At 40.1% G+C, this 22,202-nt stretch carries 22 protein-coding genes; 19 read left to right on the top strand and 3 right to left on the bottom strand.

Annotated elements, in window-relative coordinates:
• The first annotated feature begins 19 nt into the window (after positions 1–19).
• The 16 genes from AACZ88_RS06325 (at position 20) to AACZ88_RS06250 (ending at position 17,314) form a co-directional block, all read left to right on the top strand.
• On the top strand, positions 20–652 hold the full coding sequence (locus AACZ88_RS06325) for a Crp/Fnr family transcriptional regulator (RefSeq protein WP_339707830.1): 633 nt from the start codon (positions 20–22) through the stop codon (positions 650–652).
• Between the two features lie 225 nt (positions 653–877).
• Positions 878–2,287 carry an MBL fold metallo-hydrolase gene (locus AACZ88_RS06320; RefSeq protein ID WP_339707827.1) on the top strand — a complete coding sequence of 470 codons (1,410 nt, stop codon included), beginning with the start codon at positions 878–880 and terminating at the stop codon, positions 2,285–2,287.
• Positions 2,288–2,453: 166 nt separating this feature from the next.
• Positions 2,454–3,785, top strand: coding sequence for a cytochrome ubiquinol oxidase subunit I (locus AACZ88_RS06315; protein WP_339707823.1), 1,332 nt, complete (start codon positions 2,454–2,456; stop codon positions 3,783–3,785).
• Positions 3,786–3,787: 2 nt separating this feature from the next.
• Positions 3,788–4,864: a cytochrome d ubiquinol oxidase subunit II gene (cydB, locus tag AACZ88_RS06310; protein ID WP_339707820.1), complete on the top strand. Its 1,077-nt coding sequence runs from the start codon at positions 3,788–3,790 to the stop codon at positions 4,862–4,864.
• 106 nt (positions 4,865–4,970) lie between these two features.
• On the top strand, positions 4,971–5,528 hold the full coding sequence (locus AACZ88_RS06305) for a YeeE/YedE thiosulfate transporter family protein (RefSeq protein WP_339707817.1): 558 nt from the start codon (positions 4,971–4,973) through the stop codon (positions 5,526–5,528).
• Positions 5,529–5,531: 3 nt separating this feature from the next.
• Complete coding sequence (locus tag AACZ88_RS06300) at positions 5,532–5,945, top strand: DUF6691 family protein (RefSeq protein WP_339707813.1); 414 nt, start codon at positions 5,532–5,534, stop codon at positions 5,943–5,945.
• Between the two features lie 145 nt (positions 5,946–6,090).
• On the top strand, positions 6,091–7,698 hold the full coding sequence (locus AACZ88_RS06295) for a sulfatase (protein WP_339707810.1): 1,608 nt from the start codon (positions 6,091–6,093) through the stop codon (positions 7,696–7,698).
• Between the two features lie 184 nt (positions 7,699–7,882).
• Positions 7,883–8,365 carry a MarR family transcriptional regulator gene (locus tag AACZ88_RS06290; protein WP_339707807.1) on the top strand — a complete coding sequence of 161 codons (483 nt, stop codon included), beginning with the start codon at positions 7,883–7,885 and terminating at the stop codon, positions 8,363–8,365.
• Positions 8,362–8,610, top strand: coding sequence for a YgjV family protein (locus tag AACZ88_RS06285; protein WP_339707804.1), 249 nt, complete (start codon positions 8,362–8,364; stop codon positions 8,608–8,610). Before AACZ88_RS06290 ends, AACZ88_RS06285 begins: the two co-directional genes overlap by 4 nt.
• Positions 8,611–8,752: 142 nt before the next feature.
• Complete coding sequence (locus AACZ88_RS06280; RefSeq protein WP_339707801.1) at positions 8,753–9,670, top strand: hypothetical protein; 918 nt, start codon at positions 8,753–8,755, stop codon at positions 9,668–9,670.
• Between the two features lie 414 nt (positions 9,671–10,084).
• Positions 10,085–10,630, top strand: coding sequence for a pyridoxamine 5'-phosphate oxidase family protein (locus AACZ88_RS06275; protein ID WP_339707799.1), 546 nt, complete (start codon positions 10,085–10,087; stop codon positions 10,628–10,630).
• A 119-nt stretch (positions 10,631–10,749) separates the two neighbouring features.
• On the top strand, positions 10,750–12,003 hold the full coding sequence (locus AACZ88_RS06270) for a VCBS repeat-containing protein (protein WP_339707797.1): 1,254 nt from the start codon (positions 10,750–10,752) through the stop codon (positions 12,001–12,003).
• 491 nt (positions 12,004–12,494) lie between these two features.
• Positions 12,495–13,778, top strand: coding sequence for a DNA cytosine methyltransferase (locus AACZ88_RS06265; protein ID WP_339707794.1), 1,284 nt, complete (start codon positions 12,495–12,497; stop codon positions 13,776–13,778).
• Positions 13,779–13,781: 3 nt separating this feature from the next.
• Positions 13,782–14,840 (top strand): hypothetical protein, encoded by a 1,059-nt coding sequence (locus AACZ88_RS06260; protein ID WP_339707791.1) that lies wholly within the window; start codon positions 13,782–13,784, stop codon positions 14,838–14,840.
• Positions 14,837–15,916 carry an HpaII family restriction endonuclease gene (locus tag AACZ88_RS06255; RefSeq protein WP_339707789.1) on the top strand — a complete coding sequence of 360 codons (1,080 nt, stop codon included), beginning with the start codon at positions 14,837–14,839 and terminating at the stop codon, positions 15,914–15,916. The genes AACZ88_RS06260 and AACZ88_RS06255 overlap by 4 nt, the downstream gene beginning before the upstream one ends.
• Before the next feature lie 225 nt (positions 15,917–16,141).
• Positions 16,142–17,314 carry a membrane dipeptidase gene (locus tag AACZ88_RS06250; protein WP_339707786.1) on the top strand — a complete coding sequence of 391 codons (1,173 nt, stop codon included), beginning with the start codon at positions 16,142–16,144 and terminating at the stop codon, positions 17,312–17,314.
• A 21-nt stretch (positions 17,315–17,335) separates the two neighbouring features.
• Here AACZ88_RS06250 and dinB read toward each other — a convergent pair whose 3' ends face one another.
• The gene (dinB, locus tag AACZ88_RS06245; protein ID WP_339707784.1) at positions 17,336–18,436 is read right to left on the bottom strand and encodes a DNA polymerase IV; all 1,101 of its coding nucleotides are present in this window, start codon (positions 18,434–18,436) and stop codon (positions 17,336–17,338) included.
• An 81-nt stretch (positions 18,437–18,517) separates the two neighbouring features.
• Here dinB and AACZ88_RS06240 point away from each other — a divergent pair, with 81 nt between their 5' ends.
• Genes AACZ88_RS06240 through AACZ88_RS06230 form a run of 3 tightly spaced genes read left to right on the top strand, consistent with a single transcriptional unit; the run spans position 18,518 to position 20,150 of the window.
• Positions 18,518–19,198 carry an NAD(P)H-binding protein gene (locus tag AACZ88_RS06240; RefSeq protein WP_339707781.1) on the top strand — a complete coding sequence of 227 codons (681 nt, stop codon included), beginning with the start codon at positions 18,518–18,520 and terminating at the stop codon, positions 19,196–19,198.
• A complete protein-coding gene (locus AACZ88_RS06235) occupies positions 19,198–19,671 on the top strand; it encodes a CYTH domain-containing protein (protein WP_339707778.1) in 474 nt (157 codons plus the stop codon). Before AACZ88_RS06240 ends, AACZ88_RS06235 begins: the two co-directional genes overlap by 1 nt.
• Positions 19,668–20,150 (top strand): hypothetical protein, encoded by a 483-nt coding sequence (locus tag AACZ88_RS06230; RefSeq protein ID WP_339707775.1) that lies wholly within the window; start codon positions 19,668–19,670, stop codon positions 20,148–20,150. The genes AACZ88_RS06235 and AACZ88_RS06230 overlap by 4 nt, the downstream gene beginning before the upstream one ends.
• 32 nt (positions 20,151–20,182) lie before the next feature.
• Here the strand turns inward: AACZ88_RS06230 and AACZ88_RS06225 are convergent, their stop codons facing one another.
• Positions 20,183–20,791, bottom strand: coding sequence for a TetR/AcrR family transcriptional regulator (locus AACZ88_RS06225; RefSeq protein ID WP_339707772.1), 609 nt, complete (start codon positions 20,789–20,791; stop codon positions 20,183–20,185).
• Between the two features lie 6 nt (positions 20,792–20,797).
• Positions 20,798–22,198 (bottom strand): efflux transporter outer membrane subunit, encoded by a 1,401-nt coding sequence (locus tag AACZ88_RS06220; protein ID WP_339707769.1) that lies wholly within the window; start codon positions 22,196–22,198, stop codon positions 20,798–20,800.
• Positions 22,199–22,202 lie beyond the last annotated feature (4 nt).

The following is a 22,202-nucleotide window of genomic DNA, read 5'->3' as shown; positions in this document are numbered from 1 at the left end:
TACATTATAAGATATACCTATGTTAAAGGAGCTACAAGAAAGTTATGGAAAGATATTTGAAGAAGGCCTGATGAACGAAATAAATCAGGTAGGCACACTTAAAGAAGTGCCCGAAGGATTTAAGTTGATGGAAATTGGTGACTATATAAAAAGTATGCCTCTTTTGATTTCAGGGGCAATTAAAATTCTAAGGGAAGATGGTGATGGTGATGAACTGCTGCTGTATTATTTAGAAAGGGGTGAGACTTGTTCGATGACGATGACATGTTGTATGGGAGATTCAAAAAGTGAGATTAGGGCCATTGCCGAAACAGATACCAAACTTATTATGATACCCGTAGCGAAGATGGAAGAGTGGACGGCAAAATATAAATCATGGCGCAATTTTGTGTTCGATAGTTATCACACGCGATTGAATGAGCTTTTAAATACACTGGATACCATAGCTTTTAGTAAAATGGACGAACGTCTTATCGCTTATTTGAAAGAAAAAGCAAGGGTCAATAAAAGTAACAGTATTCACAATACACATCAAGAAATTGCCTATGAACTACATAGTTCAAGGGTCGTTATTTCAAGACTTCTAAAGAAATTAGAGCGGATGGGCAAGATAGAACTGCACAGAAATTATTTAAAAATCCTGGCATTGTAAAGGGGTAGGTACAAAGGAGTTGGTGTGAGCGTGTAGATAAACGCATTACTCGGAGTCAAGACTTGGTCATGAAATCAAGGTGTTCCCAACATTCAAATGAAAAAAAATAGCCTTACAACAAACAAAAATACGGGCTTTGTAACCTAAGTCACTGTAGAATGGGCTTAAGCTGTCTATGTTTGCAAAGGAAATGTAACAGATAGTGCGATTATAAAAAACAAACAGATGAAAATCGAACAAATTTATACCGGTTGTTTGGCCCAAGGGGCCTATTATATTGAAAGTGAAGGTGAGGTGGCAATTATCGACCCCTTACGTGAAGTAAAGCCGTACCTAAATCGGTCTAATGCCGACAATGCCAAAATCAAGTATATCTTTGAAACCCATTTTCACGCAGATTTTGTAAGCGGCCATGTGACTTTGGCCAAGGAGACGGGTGCTTCAATTGTTTATGGGCCAAATGCAAACCCATCATTTGATGCAATTATCGCAGAAGATGGCCAAGAATTTAAATTAGGTAAAATTACGATTGTCGCCTTGCACACACCCGGGCATACCATGGAAAGTACCACCTATCTACTTCGTGATAAAAATGGGAGAGACCATGCTATCTTTAGTGGTGACACCTTGTTTTTAGGAGATGTCGGTCGGCCCGACTTGGCTCAGAAAGCAGCCCATATGACCCAAGAACAATTGGCTGAAACGCTTTTTGATAGTCTGCGAACGAAGATAATGACGTTGGCCGACGATGTTATTGTATATCCCGCACATGGAGCCGGTTCGGCCTGTGGAAAAAATATGATGAAGGAAACCGTTGATACCCTTGGTAATCAGAAGAAGGTAAATTACGCCCTTCGTGCCGATATGACCAAAGAGGAGTTTGTTAAAGAGGTTACGGAAGGGCTCTTGCCTCCCCCAGAATATTTTCCTTTAAACGTCAAAATGAACAAAGAAGGCTATGACGATATCAAAGATGTGCTGAAAAGGGGAACGCGTCCTCTTTCTCCCGAAGCTTTTGAAGCAGCGGCAAATGAAACCGGCGCGGTTGTTTTGGATGTCAGAAATGAAAATGATTTTGCCAAAGGACATATTCCACGGTCGATATTTATCGGCCTGGATGGAAGTTTCGCCCCGTGGGTCGGTGCTTTGATTGCCGATGTAGAGCAGCCCATTCTATTGGTAGCACCCAAGGGTCGTGAAGAAGAAGTGGTAACCCGTCTGTCTAGGGTCGGTTTTGATAATACCTTAGGGTTTCTTGAGGGAGGTTTCGAAGCTTGGAAAAAATCGGCTATGGAGTATGATACCGTAGCGTCTTTTCCGGCGGCAGAAATAAAGCAAATACTCACAGAAAAAGACACGCCGGTTTTTGATGTTCGTAAAGAAAGTGAGTTTCTTTCTGAACATGTTGAAAATGCGGAAAATACGCCCTTGGATTTTATAAACGATCACATTTCGCAATTTCCGTCCGAAGGAACCTTTTACCTACATTGCGCAGGCGGTTATCGAAGTATGATAACGGCATCGATTCTTAAAAGTCGAGGAATTCACAACCTTATTGACGTAGCTGGAGGTTTTGGGGCTATTAAAGAAGCAGGCGTTCCGGTGTCTGATTATGTCTGTCCGTCGACACTCTAATAAAAAATAATAATCGAAATACGTGGGGAGGCTTGCATCGTGTTTTTAAAAGCTAAAAAAGGAATTTCCATTTACGGAAATTCCTTTTTCTTTTTACGGTTGTAACGGAAATTACGTTAATCTTATCCCTATTTTTGCACTACCTATTCCGAAAAACCATCCCTTTATGGAAGACATGCTTTTTTACGATCGGATGCAGTTCGCCTTCACGATAACCTTTCACTATTTGTTTCCGCAATTGACCATGGGACTTTCTTTAATGATCGTCTATTTCAAATGGAAGTTCTTAAGAACACTACAGGTCAAATACAACGATGCGGCCAGGTTCTGGATGAAAATTTTTGCCTTGAATTTTGCCATGGGGGTGGTAACCGGCATACCCATGGAATTTCAATTCGGAACAAATTGGGCGAAATTTTCGGAACTAACAGGAGGGATTATTGGGCAGACCTTGGCGATGGAAGGTATGTTTTCTTTCTTTTTAGAGTCCTCATTTTTGGGGATGTTCCTTTTCGGCGAAAAGCTTCTGGGCCAAAAACTTCATTTTCTAACGGGATTCTTGGTCTTTTTAGGATCATGGGCCAGTGGGTTTTTGATTATAGCTACACATTCGTGGATGCAACACCCCGTAGGTTTTGAAATCGTTGAAAATGGGAAATTCGTACTTAACAATTTTTCCGCCCTCTTCTCAAACCCGTGGTTATGGCCAGCCTATATTCATAATCAACTGGCTTCATTGATAACTGCATCTTTTGTAGTAGCTGCTATCGGAGCATTTTATATCTTGAACAACAAGCATAGCGAATTCGGAAAGTTGTTTGTAAAAACGGGGGTACTGTTCGGTTTGATAGCTTCGGTGCTTGTCGCTTTCCCAACGGGAGATTGGGCGGCTAAGAACGTAGTTGAGTACCAACCCGTCACTTTTGCAGCGATGGAAGGTATTTTCGAGACGGAAGACGGAGGTTCTGAAATCGTATTGATTGGTCAACCCGATACCGAAAATAAAAAACTGGATAATAAGATTGCAGTTCCAAATGTGCTGAGCTTCTTGACCTATCAAAGATGGGACGCCCAAATAAAAGGGCTGAACGAATTCGATGAAAAAGACTATCCCACCAATATTCCAGGACTGTATTATGCCTACCATATTATGGTGGGTTTGGGCACGATTTTTATTGCATTGATGCTCGTAGCTACTGTACAGCTGTGGCGTAAAAGGTTATTTGAAAGCAAATGGATTTTATGGGCGCTTGTTTTTGCATTGCCCTTTCCTTATATCGCCAACACTACGGGATGGTACACTGCTGAATTGGGTAGACAACCATGGTTGGTTTATGATCTATTACGCACTGCTGATGGGGCGTCGCCAACGGTATCTGCAGGAAACACACTATTTACCCTCTTGGGCTTTATTGGGCTCTATTTGCTATTGGGTATGTTGTTTCTAATTTTAGTGGGAAAAATGATAAACAAAGGACCTGAAACCTCAAAAGTGTAGTTATGGAGTTATTTTGGTATGTTGTTTTAATGGGGATGCTGGCCATATACGTTGTACTCGATGGTTATGATTTTGGTGCGGGCATTGTGCACTTATTCTTTGCAAAGACCGAAAAAGATAAAAAGGCAATAACCAGTGCCATAGGTCCTTTTTGGGATGCCAATGAGGTATGGTTGATTGCTTCTGGGGGTGTGCTTTTTTTCGCTTTTCCTACGTTGTATGCGTCTTCCTTTAGTGGGTTTTACCTGCCTTTGATGATGATTCTGTGGTTGTTGATTTTTAGGGCTATAGGGTTGGAACTGCGGGGGCAGGTGCATAATCGCCTATGGGAAAGTGTCTGGGATAAGGCCTTCGGAATTTCGAGCTTGCTGTTGGCATTGTTTTTCGGGGTCGCCCTAGGCAATGTGGTTCGGGGGGTGAATTTGGGCATTGTTGAAAATGGGGTCTCCGCCCATGAAGCCCATTATTTCTTTCTACCCTTGTGGAACCCTACTTTCAGCCCGACAGCCGAACATCTCGGCATTATAGATTGGTTCACCTTGCTATTGGGTGTTATCGGTGTAGTGGCATTGACCATTCACGGGGCAAATTGGATTATTTTTAAGACAAATGCGGTTTTAAATGACAAACTTAAAAAAGTGGTTTTTCGATTGAATTTTGTGCTATTGGCCTTGATCGTGGTTTCCTTATTGGTATGGCATATAATAGAACCGAAACCTTTCCATAATTTTATCGAGGCTCCGTGGTTATGGGTTTTTCCCGTTATTACATTTACAGGTCTTTTCGGTTTGTTCAATGTAAGGGGATTCAAAAAGGACGGTCAAGGTTTTTTGTGCTCTACGCTTTTTTTGTTGGGAGGTTTTGCCACGACGGTGGCATCTATTTTCCCCAATGTGTTGCCCTCAACAAATGATGTAAATCCGTCTTTGACGATCTACAATGTAGCGGCCGATTCTTACGGACTTACCGTCGGATTGAACTGGTTTATCATCGCCTTGATTCTGGTGATTATTTATTTTGTGATACAATATCGTGTCTTTAAAGGCAAAATGGAAGATGTGGGCTACGGAGACCATTGAAAATTAATGTTTTAGGGAAGATTTCTCCTGCTTCCATTTCTTTGTAACAATTGTTACTGACCACCCGAAAGATAATTCCTTTCTTTGCTTTTAATAATGAAATTGTATGGATTCAATATATGAACCTTGGCCTTGGTATGTTTCGGGCCCACTGATTGCTTTGGTAATGTTTTTATTGCTGATGGTCGGAAAGAAGTTCGGTATGTCATCAAACCTACGCACGCTATGTACTATTTGCGGAGCCGACAAAACCACTGAATTTTTTAAATTTGATTGGAAGGCGCAGCGCTGGAATTTGGTCGTGGTCTTAGGAGCTATAATCGGAGGCTTTATCGGTTCTCATTGGCTTTCGACTGATGTAGCGGTAGCCATAAGTCCTGAAACGGTCAGTGATTTGAATAGATTGGGTTTTCAGAGTGCTGGAAAGGCCTATTTACCTACCGAATTGTTTGATACGGTAGCCTTGACCGATTTAAAAAGTTTGCTTTTGTTATCAGTTGGTGGATTACTCGTCGGTTTTGGCGCGCGCTATGCTGGCGGATGCACATCAGGCCATGCTATATCAGGTCTAAGTAGTCTAGAACTCCCATCGTTAATAGCGGTAATCGGTTTCTTCATCGGAGGTTTGGTAATGATACATTTAATTTTCCCTTTATTATTCTAATTCATGCGCACACTCTCATATCTTTTTATTGGTATATTTTTCGGTATTGTAATGTTCAAATCGGAGGCCGCCTCATGGTTTCGAATCTATGAAATGTTCAAATTCGAATCATTTCACATGTATGGTATTATGGGATCTGCCCTAGTCATAGGTATTGTTATGGTGCAATGGATCAAACGGTTTCATATCAGGTCGTTTTACGGGGAAGAAATCGTGTTTTTCCCGAAAGACAAAGGAATTCGTCGTTATCTCTTTGGCGGTATCTTTTTTGGTTTAGGGTGGGCATTGTCGGGGGCTTGTCCCGGCCCCATGTTTACTTTGGTGGGGGCGGGTTATGTGCCTATTTTAGTCGTTGTTTTGGCCGCCTTGCTAGGAACGTACGTATACGGGGCGCTAAAAGACCATTTGCCCCATTGACATGTGCATTGCCAGGTACTGGGGCCATACTTAGGCATATCGGCACCGCAGTTGTACACCCGCTTTCTTTAAGTTATCATTTCGTCATTTCCTGAAAAATGGTACATTAGTGCAGTTTGATACAATGCTACTCACAACTGTAACTATGAAATTACCTAAAGCATCTTCCCTTATTATAATAGTACTGACTCTACTTGGATCTCAGTACAGTTTTTATGGTCAAGATCGACCGAACATTCTTTTTGTGATCAGCGATGATCAATCGTTCCTGCATACAAGCTACGAAGGCTCGGGCTTTATAAAAACGCCTGCCTTTGATAGGGTTGCCCGTGAAGGCGTGTATTTTGAGAATTGCTATGCCGGATCCCCGGGCTGTGCCCCTTCGAGAAGCGCACTTATTACGGGAAGGCACCATTGGCAAAATGAACAGGCAGGTCAGCATGCCTCCGCATGGTTGAACAAATATGTTCCGTTCGTTGATTTGGTCGGAAAAAATGGCTATTCCGTGGGGAGAACGGGGAAAGGTGTAGGACCTTTTCAATATGCCCGAACGGAGAATGATTCGCTCTGGCGAAAGACTGATGCTGCGGGAATCGCCCATAGCGATATAAGCTACGATGGGCAAGAAGATGAGCGGTTTGCGAAAGGAATCAGTACAACCAATTATTTCGAAAATTTCAAATATTTCTTGGAAAACAATGACGATGGTGCACCGTTTTTTTTCTGGTACGGTGGTCGAGAGCCCCATCGCCGTTATGAAAAGGGGTCATGGAAAAACAGGTCTAAAAAACTAGAGGATGTTGAGGTGCCCGAATTTCTTCCGGATAATGATGAAATTCGGGGCGATTTATTGGATTATGCCGTGGAAATAGAATGGTTTGACCTTCACTTGCAAAGAATGCTCGATTATCTTGAGGAAATCGGGGAATTGGAAAATACCATTGTAATCGTAACTGCCGATAACGGCATGCCTTTTCCTCGTGCCAAAGCAAATAGTTATGAATATGGTGTACACGTGCCGTTGGCGATTCGATACCCGAAAGCGTTTCCATCCAATAGAATTATCAAAGACGCAGTCGGTTTTGTTGATCTTGCGCCGACGATACTTGAAATGACCAATACTTCCTCTGAAGGAATGCTTCCGATTAGCGGAAAAAGCATAGTGAATCTTCTAAAAGCTAAGCAAAATGGCTTGGTTTCAAAACAAGACCGTCCTGTCTTTTCGGGTAGGGAACGCCATTCTTCTTCGCGCTATTTAAACTGGGGATATCCACAAAGAGCTATACGAAAGGGAGACCATCTTTTGGTTTGGAATATGAAACCTGATCGTTGGCCAGCTGGTGCTCCCCAAAAATTTGATAAGAACGATTCCCTGAAGCTGCTCTCCATGCATGGATTGAATGAACATAATACCTATATACCTGACGGGGCCTATACCGATATCGATGATTGCCCTACTAAGACCTATCTTATAGAAAACCATGAAGAAGATGAAATCGGGCCCTTTTTTGAACTAGCGGTGGCCAAACGGTCCGAATATGAACTTTTTAATGTGATTGAAGATCCTGCCTGTTTAAAGAACCTATCCGGGCAGTCGGCTTTCAAGACTATTGAAATGGAATTAAAAAAGGAATTGTTGGAAGAACTAAAAAAAACTAATGACCCGCGCATTGTTGGGCCTGACCGCGAAGTATTCGATAGCTATAAAAGATATTCCCCGATGCGAAAATTTCCTAAGCCTGATAAAACCTAAGTATGGAAACTACAAAACTTAGGATGATTGAAAAGCCTCATAAACAAATCCTTTAGAGGTTTTGCCAACAAAGGCTAACCTGCTATGACTACTTTTTTATTGGAAATAATGTCTCTAGTTAATTTATGTAACTGGTTACGATAAATTTTTATATATTTGTGTAACCAGTTACATATAAATACGGATGAAGGACTTTCTAACCGAAATTGAGCTTGCGGGTTTAATCAGTAGACTTAAGCGATTAAGTGATGAGCTATTGTATAGTACGCGGGATTACTACAAAACTGTAGGTCTTGACATTGAACCCAATTGGCATTTGGTATTCTTGCTTCTTGAAAAAACGAATGCCTTAACAATATCGGAAATATCACAAGAGTTGAGAATGTCACATCCTGCCTGTATAAAAATCATCAAAAAAATGAAGAAGCATGACTATCTGATATCAAAGACAGATAAAAATGATTCAAGAAAGCGAATATTGGAATTGTCCGACAAAGCCAAAAAACGGCTTCCTTCTTTTCATAGACATTGGGAAGCAGGGATACAGACCACGCAAGAATTGCTGCAAAATAGCCCCCACATCTTTGAAGATTTAAAAGCATTTGAGAAAGAGGTAAGTGAGGTAAGCTATAAGGAAAGAACGTTAAAAAATCTTAGAAAGGAATGACTTGGATAACGGAAATATTGGGTTATATCGCCATAGCAACTGGTTTTTATGCAATAACAAAAAAGGAAATGGGTGCGTTTCGTTTGTGGCATCTCGTTTCGAGCTTTTTCTATATCATTTACGGAGTATTTTTAGAATCAAGTCCGCTGATCATTGCGGGTATTGTTTTCTGTGTCATTCATGTTTTTCATCTGAAAAAACTCAATATGAAAAAAAATCAAATGAATAAATCGAATAAGTTATAACGGAATTTGTAGGGGGTTAATACATGATAGCCTCGGTCGGAATATACTCCAAAATTAAAGATTCCCTCACTTTTGACCCCATGTATGTTAATAAAAAACAGCTAAATTAGCAGGGTTCCTAACTACCAAATTAGCCCTTATTATGAGTTTTCGAAACCTATGCGTTCTGTTTTTCCCAATAGTTGTGCTGTGTCTATATGCCAATTTCAGTTTTGGTCAGCAGGTGAAAAATGTACCCGAAGCCTTCAATGCTTTAGACACAACACCGGAAGTAGTTGTGTTTAGCAATTCGCTGAATGTTCCCATAGCGAACGGACATTTTCAAGGCGTACAGTTGATTGAAATCGATGGCAGCGAGAAATTACTAATTTCGGGAAGCTCCCAAACCACTGCCTACATATTACAGGCCGATTTGACGACACAAAAAACGGATGAGCTTATTCCCTTAATGAACGAACCTTTTAGACACGCCGGAGGCATTCAGATTAGCGACCCGTATCTGGTGGTGGGAATAGAAGACAATATAATCAAGACCACCTCAAAGGTTTGTTTGTACAATTATAAAACGGGAAATTTGTATAATGCCCGACAAGACATGATTATTGAAAGGGAGGGTGAAGTAGAATTGAAAACTGCCGGGGCTACAGGTTTATTGGGCATGGAGAATGGTTACCTTATGTTGACGAGTAATTGGGACAGCCGTAATTGGGATTTCTATCGCGTGAATCCTAAAACAGGAAATCAAAAAATGCTTACTAGTTTTACGGCCCCTAACGATTGGGCGGGTTATCAATCGATTAATCTGATTAGTGATGACGAAGCCATTTATGCTGTTGGAACTTATAAGGAGGAGGAATTAAGTCATGCGGATTTAATTCTTGTAAGTAAACACGGAACTTTCGAGCCGATTATGAAAAAAGTCGCTACCAAAGCCTTCTATTGCAAAAATCAAGTTGATTTTGGAGGTGCTGCGGGTATTCAAGTCGACGCCCAAGGAAAACTACACCTTTGGGGAACCCAAAAAAATTCGGAGCGCCAAATTAGTGTAAACCGATTTTAGCAACAGTAAACTTGTCCTCCCAAGGTGCGAAGTAATCTCTTTTCCAAACCATGAAGCGACCCACCAAGTCTATCATTGCGAGGTACGAAGCAATCTTCCCCTTCAGGCATCCAAGAACCCACACCAGTAAGTCGCCATTGCGAGGTACGAAGCAATCTCAATGAATATCATTGCGAGGTACGAAGCAATCCCTTGAAACAATCTGCTCCGTTTTGACCGTCCACTACGATGCACAAAGCAATCTCCTCCCTGAGGTCTTGAGCAATCCATGCCCGTAATCCCTTATCTCTCTCTAACACGTCTACCCCACCTCGAGTAGTTCGTATTAAAAAATGTAAATTCGTGTATAATTGGTTGAAGCAAATGAGTATACCAATAGCACCTGTAAATTGAAAAAATCGTGTTTAAATTGAAATGAAGAATAAAAAGCAACCAATACAGCTTTTTTTAAAGTGGTTTGACGAAGAACTAAAACGATCAAAAGTCCGTATTCCGTCAGCAGTTTGCTTGTCTACCATTGGTACAGATGATTTTCCTAACGCGAGATTCGTTTCTTTTAAAGAGTTAATTGATGATTCGTTTATTATTACCGGCCCATTAAATTCAAGAAAGGGACTTGAAATTGAAAAAAATAATAAAGTAGCGTTGACTTTTTGGTGGACGGAAACTGAAAGGCAAATTAGAATCCAAGGGTTTGCCACAAAAATATCTGATCAACTTGCGGATAAATATTTTGATGCGCGCAGTACAAATTCCCAAGCTGTATCTTTAATTAGTGAGCAGGGGAAAGAAACTGACAATCTGAAAAACTGGAACAAAAAGTGTTGGAAAAAGTTTCTGAAAACACCAAAATTAGCAGGCCACGGAATTGGAGTGGATTTTCAATTAAACCGATACGAATTGAATTTATGGAATTCAAGAAATCAAGGTTTCACGACAGAAAACTTTATGAAGTTGTAGCTGATGATTGGACGCTAAAAAGAATACAACCCTAGGAAAATGCCCGTGGAGAACTACCGAACAGTTGGTTTTTATATGAGAATATATCCAGAGTTATACTAAAACAGCGCACCATTTTTATGAAATATACTTCAAATCACATCCTTTTTATACTGTTGGCTTTTCCCTATTTAACGCTTGCCCAAAGTACTTTTTGGCAGCGACATGTAATAGATTCATCGTTTAGTGGTGCAGACGGGGTACGGCTGGCGGATGTAAATGGTGATAACTTAATGGACATTACCACGGGCTGGGAAGAAGGAGGGTTTACTAAGGTTTATCTTCACCCTGGGTATGATTTTGTAAGCGGAAAATGGCCGTCCGTAATTGTGGGAAAGACGCCGTCAGTTGAAGATGCGGTCTTTGCAGATTTAAATGATGATGGGGCTATTGATGTTATCAGCAGTACGGAAGGCAAAAACAGAAAAGTATATATCAACTGGGCACCAAAAAACCCGGAAAACTATCTTGATTCCACGAAATGGACTACTGAAGTTATTCCGGCGTCTGATGGTCTTATGCAGTGGATGTTTGCAATTCCTTCTCAGGTAGATGGCATCAACGGATTAGATTTTATTGCTGGTGCCAAAGGGGACGAAGCTAAAATCGGATGGTTTCAAGCGTCGGAAAACCCGAATGGAATTTCTGATTGGAAATGGCATCCCATAAGTCCGGCAACTTGGGTGATGTCGCTTCTGGTTAAAGATATGGATGCTGACGGGGATCTCGATATCGTAACGTCCGATCGTAAACCGGGGCCCACAAACGGTGTTCGGTGGTTGGAAAATCAGGGAGAAATAAGAAAACAATCCCAAGAATGGGAAAACCACTTTATTGGGGCGAAGGGTTTGGAGGTCATGTTTTTAGACATGGCCGATCTCGATGGCGATGGATTGGAAGACGTCATCGCAACCGAATATACCAACCAGAAAATTGTGTACCTGCGAAAACTTGACAGCACTGGACTTAACTGGCAGCATTATAACATTGCTATTCCTGAAGTAACAGGAAGGGCCAAAGCAGTTAGCTTAGGCGATATCAATAATGATGGTAGACTTGATATTGTTTATAGCTCAAATACGCTTGGCAACGACAGCAAAGTTGGTTTGATCTGGCTATCGTTTAAAAATAAACCTACAGACCCGATTTGGGATTGGCATCATTTAAGTGGACCTGAAGGTTATAAATTTGACCGCATCGAGTTATTGGATCTTGATGGAGATGGTGATTTAGATGTACTTACCTGCGAAGAAAATTACGGTGTAGATAGCCAAGGTCTTGGCGTGATTTGGTACGAAAATCCATTGAACATTAAAGCCGCTCATAAAAGATAACCCCTTCATTGCGAGGCACGGAGCAATCTCAATGAACATCATTGCGAGGAACGAAGCAATCCCTCAAAAACAATTTCGCCGTTTTACCTCATCATTGCGAGGCACGGAGTAATCTCGCAAAAGCAATTTCGCTGTTTAGCACATCATTGCGAGGTACGAAGCAATCTCTACCTTGTATTAACCCCTATCTCTATAATACACCAATGCTACCTATTACAATTCGTATTAAAAATGTAAATTAGTAACTAATCGCGATAGCATCAATGATGCTATCCAATTGTTGTGCATAATACTGTACAATCGCAAATCCACAACTATAACAACAAATTTATTTTTACCAATCGTATCAGCCAACTCCCAAAAAATAAAAGAGCTGTTTCTGACTTTGCGCTCAACCGACTTTATCTACAAAAGAATGTGAACAAAAAAAAACATATGCCTAACAAAGCGTAAATATCTTTTTTAACTTGTGGAATTGAATACTCAAAGGAATGATTAAAGAAAAAATTGACATAGAGAACATTGACGGACAACTATTTGATATTAAAATAGTAGCGCCAGAGAACTCTAAACCAGCGTCCTTTACGCACTATTTACACAATCACGAGAACGGAGTTTCGCAATTTTACAAAAAAGACGCTCTAGCATTTGTAAAAGAAATACTTACCAAGGAATATCCGTCTGGCGAAGTAACTAATAAAGTTGCTGAAGAGGCACTCCAATATTTAATTTTTGACCTTAATAAATCAGTTCCATTTCCTACCCCAGAAAAACCCAAGTTCAAATTTATTGATCTTTTTGCTGGAATTGGAGGGTTTAGATTGGCATTTCAAAATCTTGAAGGAAAATGCGTATTTACAAGCGAATGGGACAAATACTCTAAACAAACCTACAAAGCAAATTTTGGAGAAATACCTTTTGGAGATATTACCAAAGCTGAAACAAAAAGTTACATTCCAAATGGATTTGACATTCTGTGCGCAGGGTTTCCGTGCCAAGCTTTTTCCATTGCTGGCAGACGTGGTGGGTTTGAAGACACTAGAGGAACACTATTCTTTGACGTAGCAGAAATCATAAAAAAGAAACAACCAAAGGCAATTTTCCTCGAAAATGTTAAAGGACTGCGAAATCACGATAGAGGAAAAACACTAGCGACCATCCTAAATGTCCTGAGAGAAGATCTGGACTATTATGTGCCCGAACCGCAAATTTTAAACGCAAAAGATTTTGGTGTTCCCCAAAATCGAGAACGTATTTTCATAGTTGGTTTTCGAAAAGATTTAGGTATAACAGACTTTCAATATCCTGAGTCAACTAATAAAAATGCGGTTTTAGATGATATTCTTGAGCCAGAAGAAGTTTCTGTAAAATATTATTTGTCCACCACTTACGTTCAGACCTTAAAAAACCACAGAGCAAGGCACGAGAGCAAAGGGAATGGATTTGGTTACGAAATTATACCGAATGATGGAACAGCTAATGCTGTTGTTTGCGGAGGAATGGGAAGAGAACGGAATTTGGTGTATGACGACCGATTGACCAATTTCAAACCAATAACAAATATTTCAGGTGAAGTAAATCGCGAAGGTATCAGAAAAATGACACCACGAGAATGGGCAAGACTTCAAGGTTTCCCAGACAAATTTAAAATAATAGTTTCTGACGCGCAGGCTTACAAACAATTTGGGAATTCAGTTGCGGTTCCCGCAATTCAAGCGACCGCAGATAGAATAATTAAAAAATTGAGCGGAATAGAAAGAAGCAAAATAAACTAGTTCATGGGGTTTCATATTTGTATTTCAAACGAAAATGCTATAGAAACTTCACTTTTTCATGGTGTTTATGGTAATGTTGGCAATGCTTCAGAAAGCAGAAGAACAATTTGGGGGAAAATTAAAGATTTGTATGCCATAAAGCCAGGAGACTTAATTTTAATCTATGTAAAACATCCCGTTTCACATTTTAGAGGAGTTTTTGAAGTATCTTCAATTCCGTACATATGTTCGGATGATTTATTCGATGAAGCTGATAACACGTACCCTTTTAGGTTTAATTTTAAAATTAAGCAACATTTTCCCAATGCAGTTCCTGCATTTGAATTCTATAGCTTAGTAGAATCTGGCAAAATTGATTCGTTAATTAGTCTAGCAAGAGATATAAATTCTTCGTACAGAGGAATTAGACAGTTATTCGAATCTGAATTTAATGAAATTCTTCATTTGTTTTATAAGTATAATCCTAAAACTAACCCTCTAGATTTTGAAGAAATAATAACTCCAAATATAAATCCGATTGAAATTGAGGCTAAAGATTTTATGGCCGAGAATTTGGACGATATTAAAGAACATACAATTATAAATTTTAATCAAATACCATTCGAAAATAACCGAGCTATTTTAGAGGATGTTTTACATGCCTATATTGTAACTAACGTTTTGAATAACACAAATAATTTAAGAGAGAAACTCGGTTTACTTAATTTTAATGAACTAATCTTAGAAGCCCCTATTTTTAAATCTATGCAGTTTAGGAGTGATATCCTAGCTACTTTTAAACAAGCTGATAGAGTATATTTTTACAGCTTTTTCGAATTAAAAAGAGATAAGAAAATAGGGATAGAAGAAATCTCTCAATTGATTAGTTACTTAAAATCATTTGCTGCTAGTAAATCACTACCAGTAAATAGTTATGAAGGTGTTTATATATCTAATCGATTCGATGACGAATTAATTGATTATTTGAAAAAAAGACGTACTGTAGAAAAAGAAAATATTATCAGTTTGATTTCATATTCTATTAATGATGATGGTTATGTTACATTAAATAAAGAAATATGATTACTGGCAACAAAGGAGAATGGAGTGAAGTCTATGCTCTTTTTAAACTCTTAGGAGACAAACAACTCTTTCTTGGAGATAAAGATATCGATAAACTCGAAGGTTTTATTTATCCTATTATCAAAGTTCTTCGTTCAGAAAATAACGGTGATTTTGAGTATTCTATTCAAGATGAAATTATTCTAATTTCAGGCAATGAAGAAGTTCTTAAAATTCCAGTTGACGAATTCAGAAACAAGGCTTTATTCCTCCTAAATGCTATTAAAGAAAATAAAGAAAGAACGTTTTCCGTTCCTGAAATTGAGCATTTTATGCATTCAATAAACTGTATTTCATTAAAAGCAAATTCGTCAGCAAAAACAGATATTACGATTGTAGTTCACGACCAAAGAACAAACCAGCAACCAACACTCGGTTTCAGTATTAAATCTCAACTTGGAAGCCCGTCTACCTTACTCAACGCCGGGAAAACAACCAATTTCATTTATAGAATTAATGGAGCAGATTTAACGGACCATGAAATTGAGCATATCAATTTGATTACAACACGTCGTAAAATAATGGACAGAATTGCACAGATTCAAGACAAAGGCTGCTCATTTGAATTTGCAAAAATTGAAAGGAAAATATTTTTAAATAATCTTGTTCTTATAGATAGTTTATTGCCCGAAATTTTGGCCCAAATAATTTTTGACTTTTATTCGAGTGAATACTCTCATTTAACCGATTTAGTAAATTCAACAGCAGAGAAAAATCCAATGAATTTCGATATTGAAAACGAGCATAAATTTTACGAATTCAAAATAAAACGTTTCCTAACGGATGTAGCACTTGGAATGATGCCATCGCAAGTTTGGACAGGGAAATATGACGCAACTGGTGGTTATCTGATTGTGAAGGAAAATGGTGATGTATTGTGCTACCATATTTATAATAGAAACGAGTTTGAGGATTACTTATTTAATAATACCAAATTGGATACAGCAAGCTCGTCTCGACACGGTTTTGGAGAAATATATAAAGAACATGGAGAGTTGTACTTTAATCTGAACTTACAAATTAGATTTATTAAATAAGTAGGGAAGAAAACAACCTCGTACGATGCTGGTGCCAGCAAGGTTCAAATTTATCTTACCGATGAAACCGAAAAATCAATAATCGTTAAAGATGATGGTCACGATAAGAGTTGTACAGATAAAAAATAAATCTTTTTTAGTATTCATAGAAATACGTGCAATAACACTGCACTGCCCGTGGCAAATAGGGCGCAAGTATTTATTTTTATGCAGCAAAACAATTCAATGAAAAAAAGAAAATGGCTAATTGGAATTTTGTTAGGCCTAGCGCTACTCTATGTCTTGGCCGTAGTTATTGTTCCTAAAACATTGGATAAACAGAAGAATACGACAAAACAACTTCCTCCCTATCAGGTTTCCGAAAAAGCCCAATCCCTTTATAATTCTCTTGATTTTATTGCCGATTTGCATTGCGACGCCCTACTTTGGAGTAGAGACCTGACAATTAAAAACAGCATCGGGCATGTCGATTTCCCAAGAATGGAAGAAGCGAATATGGCGTTGCAGGCGTTTACGATTGTTACCAAATCCCCAGTTGGGCAGAACTTCTCAAAAAACACGGCCGAGACTTTTGACAATATCACTTTGCTCAATTTTGTACAAGGGAGACCGCTATCGAATTGGTTTAGCCTTTTTGAAAGGGCCGCCTACCAAAGTCGACGGTTGCATAAGTTCGCTACCGATTATAATGACGAATTCATTGTGGTCAAAAACACCGATGATTTGAATCGGCTTATAGCGCTAAGAAACCAGAACAAACGGGTGACCGGAGGTTTTTTAGGCCTCGAAGGCGCACATTGTCTTGAAGGAAAAATCGAAAACCTCGATAAATTATATAAAGAAGGTGTACGTATGGTCGGCCCCACCCACTTTTTTGACAATGAACTGGGAGGCTCGGCACATGGGGTGAGTAAAGGCGGACTTTCCGATTTCGGCCGTGACGTGATACAGCGTATGGACGAGCTAGGCATGTTTGTCGATCTGGCCCATGCCGCACCAGCCCTAATCGATGATGTCTTGGCAGAAACTAAAAACCCGGTGCTCGTTTCACATACCGGCGTCCGTGGCACCCTAGACAATTCCCGTAATTTATCCGATGCCCATATCCAAAAAATTGCGACCAATGGAGGCTTGATCGGGGTTGCTTTTTTTAAGGGCGCAGTCACCGCACCGCTGATCAAAGGCATTGTCGATGCGATGAAATATATCAAGTCTATTGCCGGTGTCGAATGCATAGCTTTGGGCTCCGATTATGATGGTACCATTGCCGCACCTTTTGATGTTACCGGTCTGCCGTTGTTGGTCGAAGAACTATTAAATCAGGGGTTTCAAGAAAGTGAAATCAAGATGATAATGGGTGAAAACGTAAAACGGTTTATGTTAGAAAACCTAAAGTAACATTTAACAATTTACCGTATTTTAAAAATCAAACTTTAATTGAACCGACACCGATTCTTCTTTGGTCGGGGTTTTCTTCTTTTCGGTATTCAGATTCGCGAGTGAAATACCCAACAATCGCACCGAATTCTGAAGTTTTTCTTGATAAAGCAGTCCTTTTGCAGTTTCAAAAATAAGGGCCTTGTCCGCCACAAAATAGGGTAGGGTTTTGCTCCGGGTATTCAGCGTGAAGTCGCTGTATTTGATTTTAAGGGTAATAGTCTTTCCAGCGAGTTTCGACTTTTTTAAACGCCGTTCAAGCTCCTCGGCAATATGCTCCAGTCGTTCGAGCATAAAAATTTCACTGCTGAGGTTTTCGCTAAACGTACGTTCGGCACCAACTGATTTTGGGGTGCGATGCGATTTTACCGCACTGTTATGAACGCCGCGAACCACATGGTAATAGTAAGCACCACTTTTTCCGAAAATATCTTCCAAATACTCCAGTGACTTGGCTTTAAGATCTTTTCCTGTAAAAATGCCCAAGCGGTACATTTTTTCGGCGGTAACCTTGCCGACACCGTAGAATTTGCGAATTTCAAGATCCTCTAGAAAAGAAAGCACCTCTTCAGGATTTACTGTTTTTTGCCCGTTCGGTTTGTTAAAATCACTGGCTACCTTGGCGATAAATTTGTTGATGGAAATTCCGGCGGAAGCGGCGAGCCCGACTTCATCAAAAATACGCTGTCGTATTTCTTGGGCAATCAAGGTGGCCGAGGGATTTCCCTTTTTGTTGGTGGTAACGTCCAAATAAGCTTCATCCAAAGAAAGGGGTTCTACCAAATCGGTGTACTCGAAGAAAATGGCCCTGATTTTTTTTGAGATTTCTTTGTAACGATCAAATCGAGGCCGAACAAAAACAAGATGCGGACATTTTTTTTTGGCCAAAACACCACTCATGGCGCTATACACTCCGAATTTCCGTGCTTCGTAATTGGCAGCCGACACCACGCCTCTTATTTCGCTTCCACCTACAGCGACCGCCTTTCCTTTTAGATCAGGGTTGTCGAGCTCCTCCACAGAGGCGTAAAAAGCATCCATGTCGACATGTATGATCTTTCGTAAAGGAAAATCCGTTTCCATATTGTAAATTTATGGAAGAAATTATTTAGAAATGGCCTTAATTATTTTTGGGGCAATAGATTGGTTAGAGGTTTGTGAAGTATGAAAAAGATGGGCAAAACAGCGATTCTTTTAGGAGCAACAGGGTTAACGGGCGGGAAACTACTCGAAATGCTTTTGGAAGACGGGGATTATGAAAAAGTCAAACTTTTTTCCAGGAGTTCGGTGGGACTTTCGCACCCAAAGATCGAGGAATACTTGGGGGATATGCTACAACTTCAAAAATTCGAAAAGGAGTTTGTAGGTGATATTGTTTTCTGTTGTATCGGTACAACGAAGTCTAAAACGCCGGATAAGGAGTTCTATAAAAAGATCGATTTCGGAATCCCTAAAAATGCTGCAGCGTTGGCACATACAAATAAGATTCCGACTTTTATTGTGATTTCTGCCCTTGGCGCCAATGCAAAAAGTGCTGTTTTTTACAACAGGATAAAAGGAGAGATGGAAGATGCGGTGCTCGAAGCGGAACTGCCGAAGACCTATATTTTGCAGCCTTCTTTGATTGGGGGAAAACGGAAGGAAAAGCGTATTGGGGAGTTGGTTTTCAAACAACTAATGAAATTGGTGAATATTGTTTTGGTCGGGCCATTGGATAAATTTCGTTCGATTTCACCCGAAAGTATTGCAAAATGCATGGCCTGGCTGGCAAAAAATGAATATGACGACGTACGCATACCATCTGACAAAATAAAACAAATCGCACAAGGTAATTCGATACTGTAATGCTTGAGATAGAACGTAAATTTTTGGTGTCATCGCAGACGTATAGAAAAAAGGCTATTTCAAAAGAACGTATCGTGCAAGGCTTTTTAAATACAAACCCCGAGCGAACCGTTCGTGTTCGGATGAAAGGAGAGAAAGGGTTTTTAACGGTAAAGGGGAAATCGAATAAAGCGGGAACATCACGTTTTGAATGGGAAAAAGAAATTGGGGTCGATGATGTAGACGCCCTACTACCCTTGTGTGAAGCGGGGGTTATCTCCAAAGTAAGATATGAGGTGCCCGTGGAGGAACATATTTTTGAAGTGGATGAATTTGATGGGGATAATGAAGGGCTTGTGGTTGCCGAAATTGAGCTAAGCAGTGAATCGGAACCTTTTGAAATACCCGATTGGGTAGGAAAGGAAGTTACAGGGGAAGTAAAATATTATAATTCGCAATTGGGTCAAAATCCATATAAAAACTGGAAAAAATGAAGTATATATACACTTTTCTCGTCGTTATTGTTTTTTTCTCTTGCAAGCCAGACGCTAAACCAGAACCGAGCGTTGAAAAGGTAGAAGCCAAAACAGTAAAGGAAATTAAGGAAGAACTTACTTCAAAAGGGTTTCAAATTTTTGATTACGTAGATGAAAAGACCAAAGATACTGTAATCATGCAGCAGTATTTTATTGCCTTTTTAAAACGTGGGCCTAACCGTTCACAAGACAAAGCAACGGCCGATAGCCTACAGGCGTTACATTTGGCTCATTTAGGAAGCATGTATGAAAAAGGCTATGCCGATATTTCGGGACCTTTTGGTGACGATGGCGACATAAGGGGCATCACCGTTTACAATACTCCGACTTTGGAAATGGCCGATAGTTTGGCAAATTCAGACCCTATGGTGAAAGCAGGACGCTTGATTATCGAAATACACCCTTGGTGGGCCGGTAAGGGATTTCCGCTCAGGTAGTTTTTGTTTTGAAAAGTTGCCAGATTTCGTTTTTAGGGATGCTTTAAAAGATGGTATTCTTTTGTATAATCAAAAGTCAATATCCCCTTTAGATTATTTACAATTAAGTGTTCAAGCAATTCGTGCACCGTGTATCTTTCCCATAAATTAAGATGTGAGAACACAATATTCTCCATATGAATTAAATATAGTTCGCAGACCAGCTTTAGATTTACATCAGCCCTTATGTGTTTCTGTTCTTGTGCTTCTTTTAATAAATTATGGACTACGCCCAGCACTATTTTTTTTCTAAAATTATCGTAGGTGTCGTAGGCTTTCGGATAATATTTTTTGAGGCCGTACAAAAAAGAAGGACTGAAGCTACGCATGTGCTTCAGTCCTACCTTGTAAATATAGACAACCTTTGTTATTGGGGGGAGTGTGACACCTTCATTGAGATGGGTGTCGATTTCTTTTTCAACTTTATCAAGAAGAAACTGAAGGCTTTCGGTTACCAGTTCCTCTTTGTTGCTGAAATAATGGTAAATGGTTTTTTTAGAGATTCCCAATTTACGCGCCAGCTCGTCCATAGTAAAGCTTTTGCTACCAAATTGGGTGAAATTGGCGATTGAAAACGCTAATAACTGCTCTTTAGTTTCCATTTATAGTTATTTCCAACCTCCGCCCAATGCCCGATATAAGGTTACGATGGCATCCAGTTGGCCATATTGCGCGTTGATGTAGTTAAGTTCTGAATTCAGGGCGTTCTGCCGTGCGGTCAATACTTCCAAATAATTGGCTAACCCATTGTTGAGTAGTTCTTCGGAATAGGATTCGGCCAAAGTGTACGCTTCCAGTTCTTTGGTATACGCCTCGATTTTTTTGCTTTCCGCGTCATAGTCGTATAGGGCATCCGAGACCTCCTTGCCGGCAACTAGCAAGGTTCTTTTATAAGTCAATAGGGCCTTTTCTTGTTCCACTTTTGCGACCTCGTATTGTGTTCTTATTTTTCGACCGTTCAATATGGGTTGTGTCAAAGAACCGATCAAACTTGAAAATAAAGAGCTTGCATCGAACCAATTGTCAAGTTCAAGGCTTTGTAGACCCCCAGAAGCGGTGAGTTGTAATGACGGGTAAAAACTGCTCTTTGCTACATTGGTCAATTCAAAGGCATTGATCAGTCCGTATTCGGCTTGCATAAGATCGGGCCTATTGGTCAACAACTGTGCGGGAACCCCTGTTCGCAACGTGGTTTTTATTTGCTGCTCGTCAAGCTCCCCTCGTTCAATAGCGCCGGCCGGCTCCCCTAGTAAAATGCTCAAGGTATTTTCCAACAACTTGATATTTTTTTCGAGATCGATCAATATTACTTCGGCCGTATAGAGTTGTGCTTCGGTTTGTTTGACCGCAACTTCGGTCACTTGCCCGGCTTCTTTAAGGGCTAAGGTAGTCTCCAAGCTACTTCGGCGTGCTTCCAAAGTTTCTTCGGTAATACTCTTTTGCTTATCTAAAGCCATCAATTGGTAATATGAAGAAGCAATGGAAGCTACCAAGTCTGTTTTTATAGCCTGATGGGCCGCCACACTTTGTAAATATGACGCACCAAAAGCTCTTTTTGTACTTCGTATCTTTCCCCAAATATCCGCTTCCCAAGATAAGGTGGCAGAAAGCTCGTATTGTTCCACGGCTTCACTGAACAGACCTCCGAATTGACTGTTTTCCGAGTTTTTGGTCCGTGAAAATTGACCAGTCCCCGTCAAGGTAGGCAAGTATCCCATTTTTCCTTGTTTGACATAGGCTTGAGCCGCCGCGATATTTTGCATCGCGATACGTACGTCTAGGTTATTGGTGAGCCCTTTTTCAATATAGCCGTCGAGATAGCTGTCGGTAAAGATGTCTTTCCAAGAAACCGTGGCCATGGAAATACTGTCTTGCGGCAAGTTATCGGTTCTATATAGGCTTTCAGCTTCCAGTTCGGGGCGAACATAATCTTTGGCTACAAAACAAGATTGCAATAACAGCGGAAGAATGGCTACCAGTACGAATTTATTAGTTACTAATTTATTCATGATT

This window comes from uncultured Kriegella sp. (genome assembly GCF_963975415.1).
Lineage (GTDB): Bacteria > Bacteroidota > Bacteroidia > Flavobacteriales > Flavobacteriaceae > Kriegella.
This window is presented reverse-complemented; position numbering and strand designations above follow the sequence as displayed.

Coding starts and splice junctions, on each gene's coding strand:
- AACZ88_RS06325 (WP_339707830.1), top strand. CDS start 20: ATGTTAAAGGAGCTACAAGAAAGTTATGGAAAGATATTTGAAGAAGGC.
- AACZ88_RS06320 (WP_339707827.1), top strand. CDS start 878: ATGAAAATCGAACAAATTTATACCGGTTGTTTGGCCCAAGGGGCCTAT.
- AACZ88_RS06315 (WP_339707823.1), top strand. CDS start 2,454: ATGGAAGACATGCTTTTTTACGATCGGATGCAGTTCGCCTTCACGATA.
- cydB (WP_339707820.1), top strand. CDS start 3,788: ATGGAGTTATTTTGGTATGTTGTTTTAATGGGGATGCTGGCCATATAC.
- AACZ88_RS06305 (WP_339707817.1), top strand. CDS start 4,971: ATGGATTCAATATATGAACCTTGGCCTTGGTATGTTTCGGGCCCACTG.
- AACZ88_RS06300 (WP_339707813.1), top strand. CDS start 5,532: ATGCGCACACTCTCATATCTTTTTATTGGTATATTTTTCGGTATTGTA.
- AACZ88_RS06295 (WP_339707810.1), top strand. CDS start 6,091: ATGAAATTACCTAAAGCATCTTCCCTTATTATAATAGTACTGACTCTA.
- AACZ88_RS06290 (WP_339707807.1), top strand. CDS start 7,883: ATGAAGGACTTTCTAACCGAAATTGAGCTTGCGGGTTTAATCAGTAGA.
- AACZ88_RS06285 (WP_339707804.1), top strand. CDS start 8,362: ATGACTTGGATAACGGAAATATTGGGTTATATCGCCATAGCAACTGGT.
- AACZ88_RS06280 (WP_339707801.1), top strand. CDS start 8,753: ATGAGTTTTCGAAACCTATGCGTTCTGTTTTTCCCAATAGTTGTGCTG.
- AACZ88_RS06275 (WP_339707799.1), top strand. CDS start 10,085: ATGAAGAATAAAAAGCAACCAATACAGCTTTTTTTAAAGTGGTTTGAC.
- AACZ88_RS06270 (WP_339707797.1), top strand. CDS start 10,750: ATGAAATATACTTCAAATCACATCCTTTTTATACTGTTGGCTTTTCCC.
- AACZ88_RS06265 (WP_339707794.1), top strand. CDS start 12,495: ATGATTAAAGAAAAAATTGACATAGAGAACATTGACGGACAACTATTT.
- AACZ88_RS06260 (WP_339707791.1), top strand. CDS start 13,782: ATGGGGTTTCATATTTGTATTTCAAACGAAAATGCTATAGAAACTTCA.
- AACZ88_RS06255 (WP_339707789.1), top strand. CDS start 14,837: ATGATTACTGGCAACAAAGGAGAATGGAGTGAAGTCTATGCTCTTTTT.
- AACZ88_RS06250 (WP_339707786.1), top strand. CDS start 16,142: ATGAAAAAAAGAAAATGGCTAATTGGAATTTTGTTAGGCCTAGCGCTA.
- dinB (WP_339707784.1), bottom strand. CDS start 18,436: ATGGAAACGGATTTTCCTTTACGAAAGATCATACATGTCGACATGGAT.
- AACZ88_RS06240 (WP_339707781.1), top strand. CDS start 18,518: ATGAAAAAGATGGGCAAAACAGCGATTCTTTTAGGAGCAACAGGGTTA.
- AACZ88_RS06235 (WP_339707778.1), top strand. CDS start 19,198: ATGCTTGAGATAGAACGTAAATTTTTGGTGTCATCGCAGACGTATAGA.
- AACZ88_RS06230 (WP_339707775.1), top strand. CDS start 19,668: ATGAAGTATATATACACTTTTCTCGTCGTTATTGTTTTTTTCTCTTGC.
- AACZ88_RS06225 (WP_339707772.1), bottom strand. CDS start 20,791: ATGGAAACTAAAGAGCAGTTATTAGCGTTTTCAATCGCCAATTTCACC.
- AACZ88_RS06220 (WP_339707769.1), bottom strand. CDS start 22,198: ATGAATAAATTAGTAACTAATAAATTCGTACTGGTAGCCATTCTTCCG.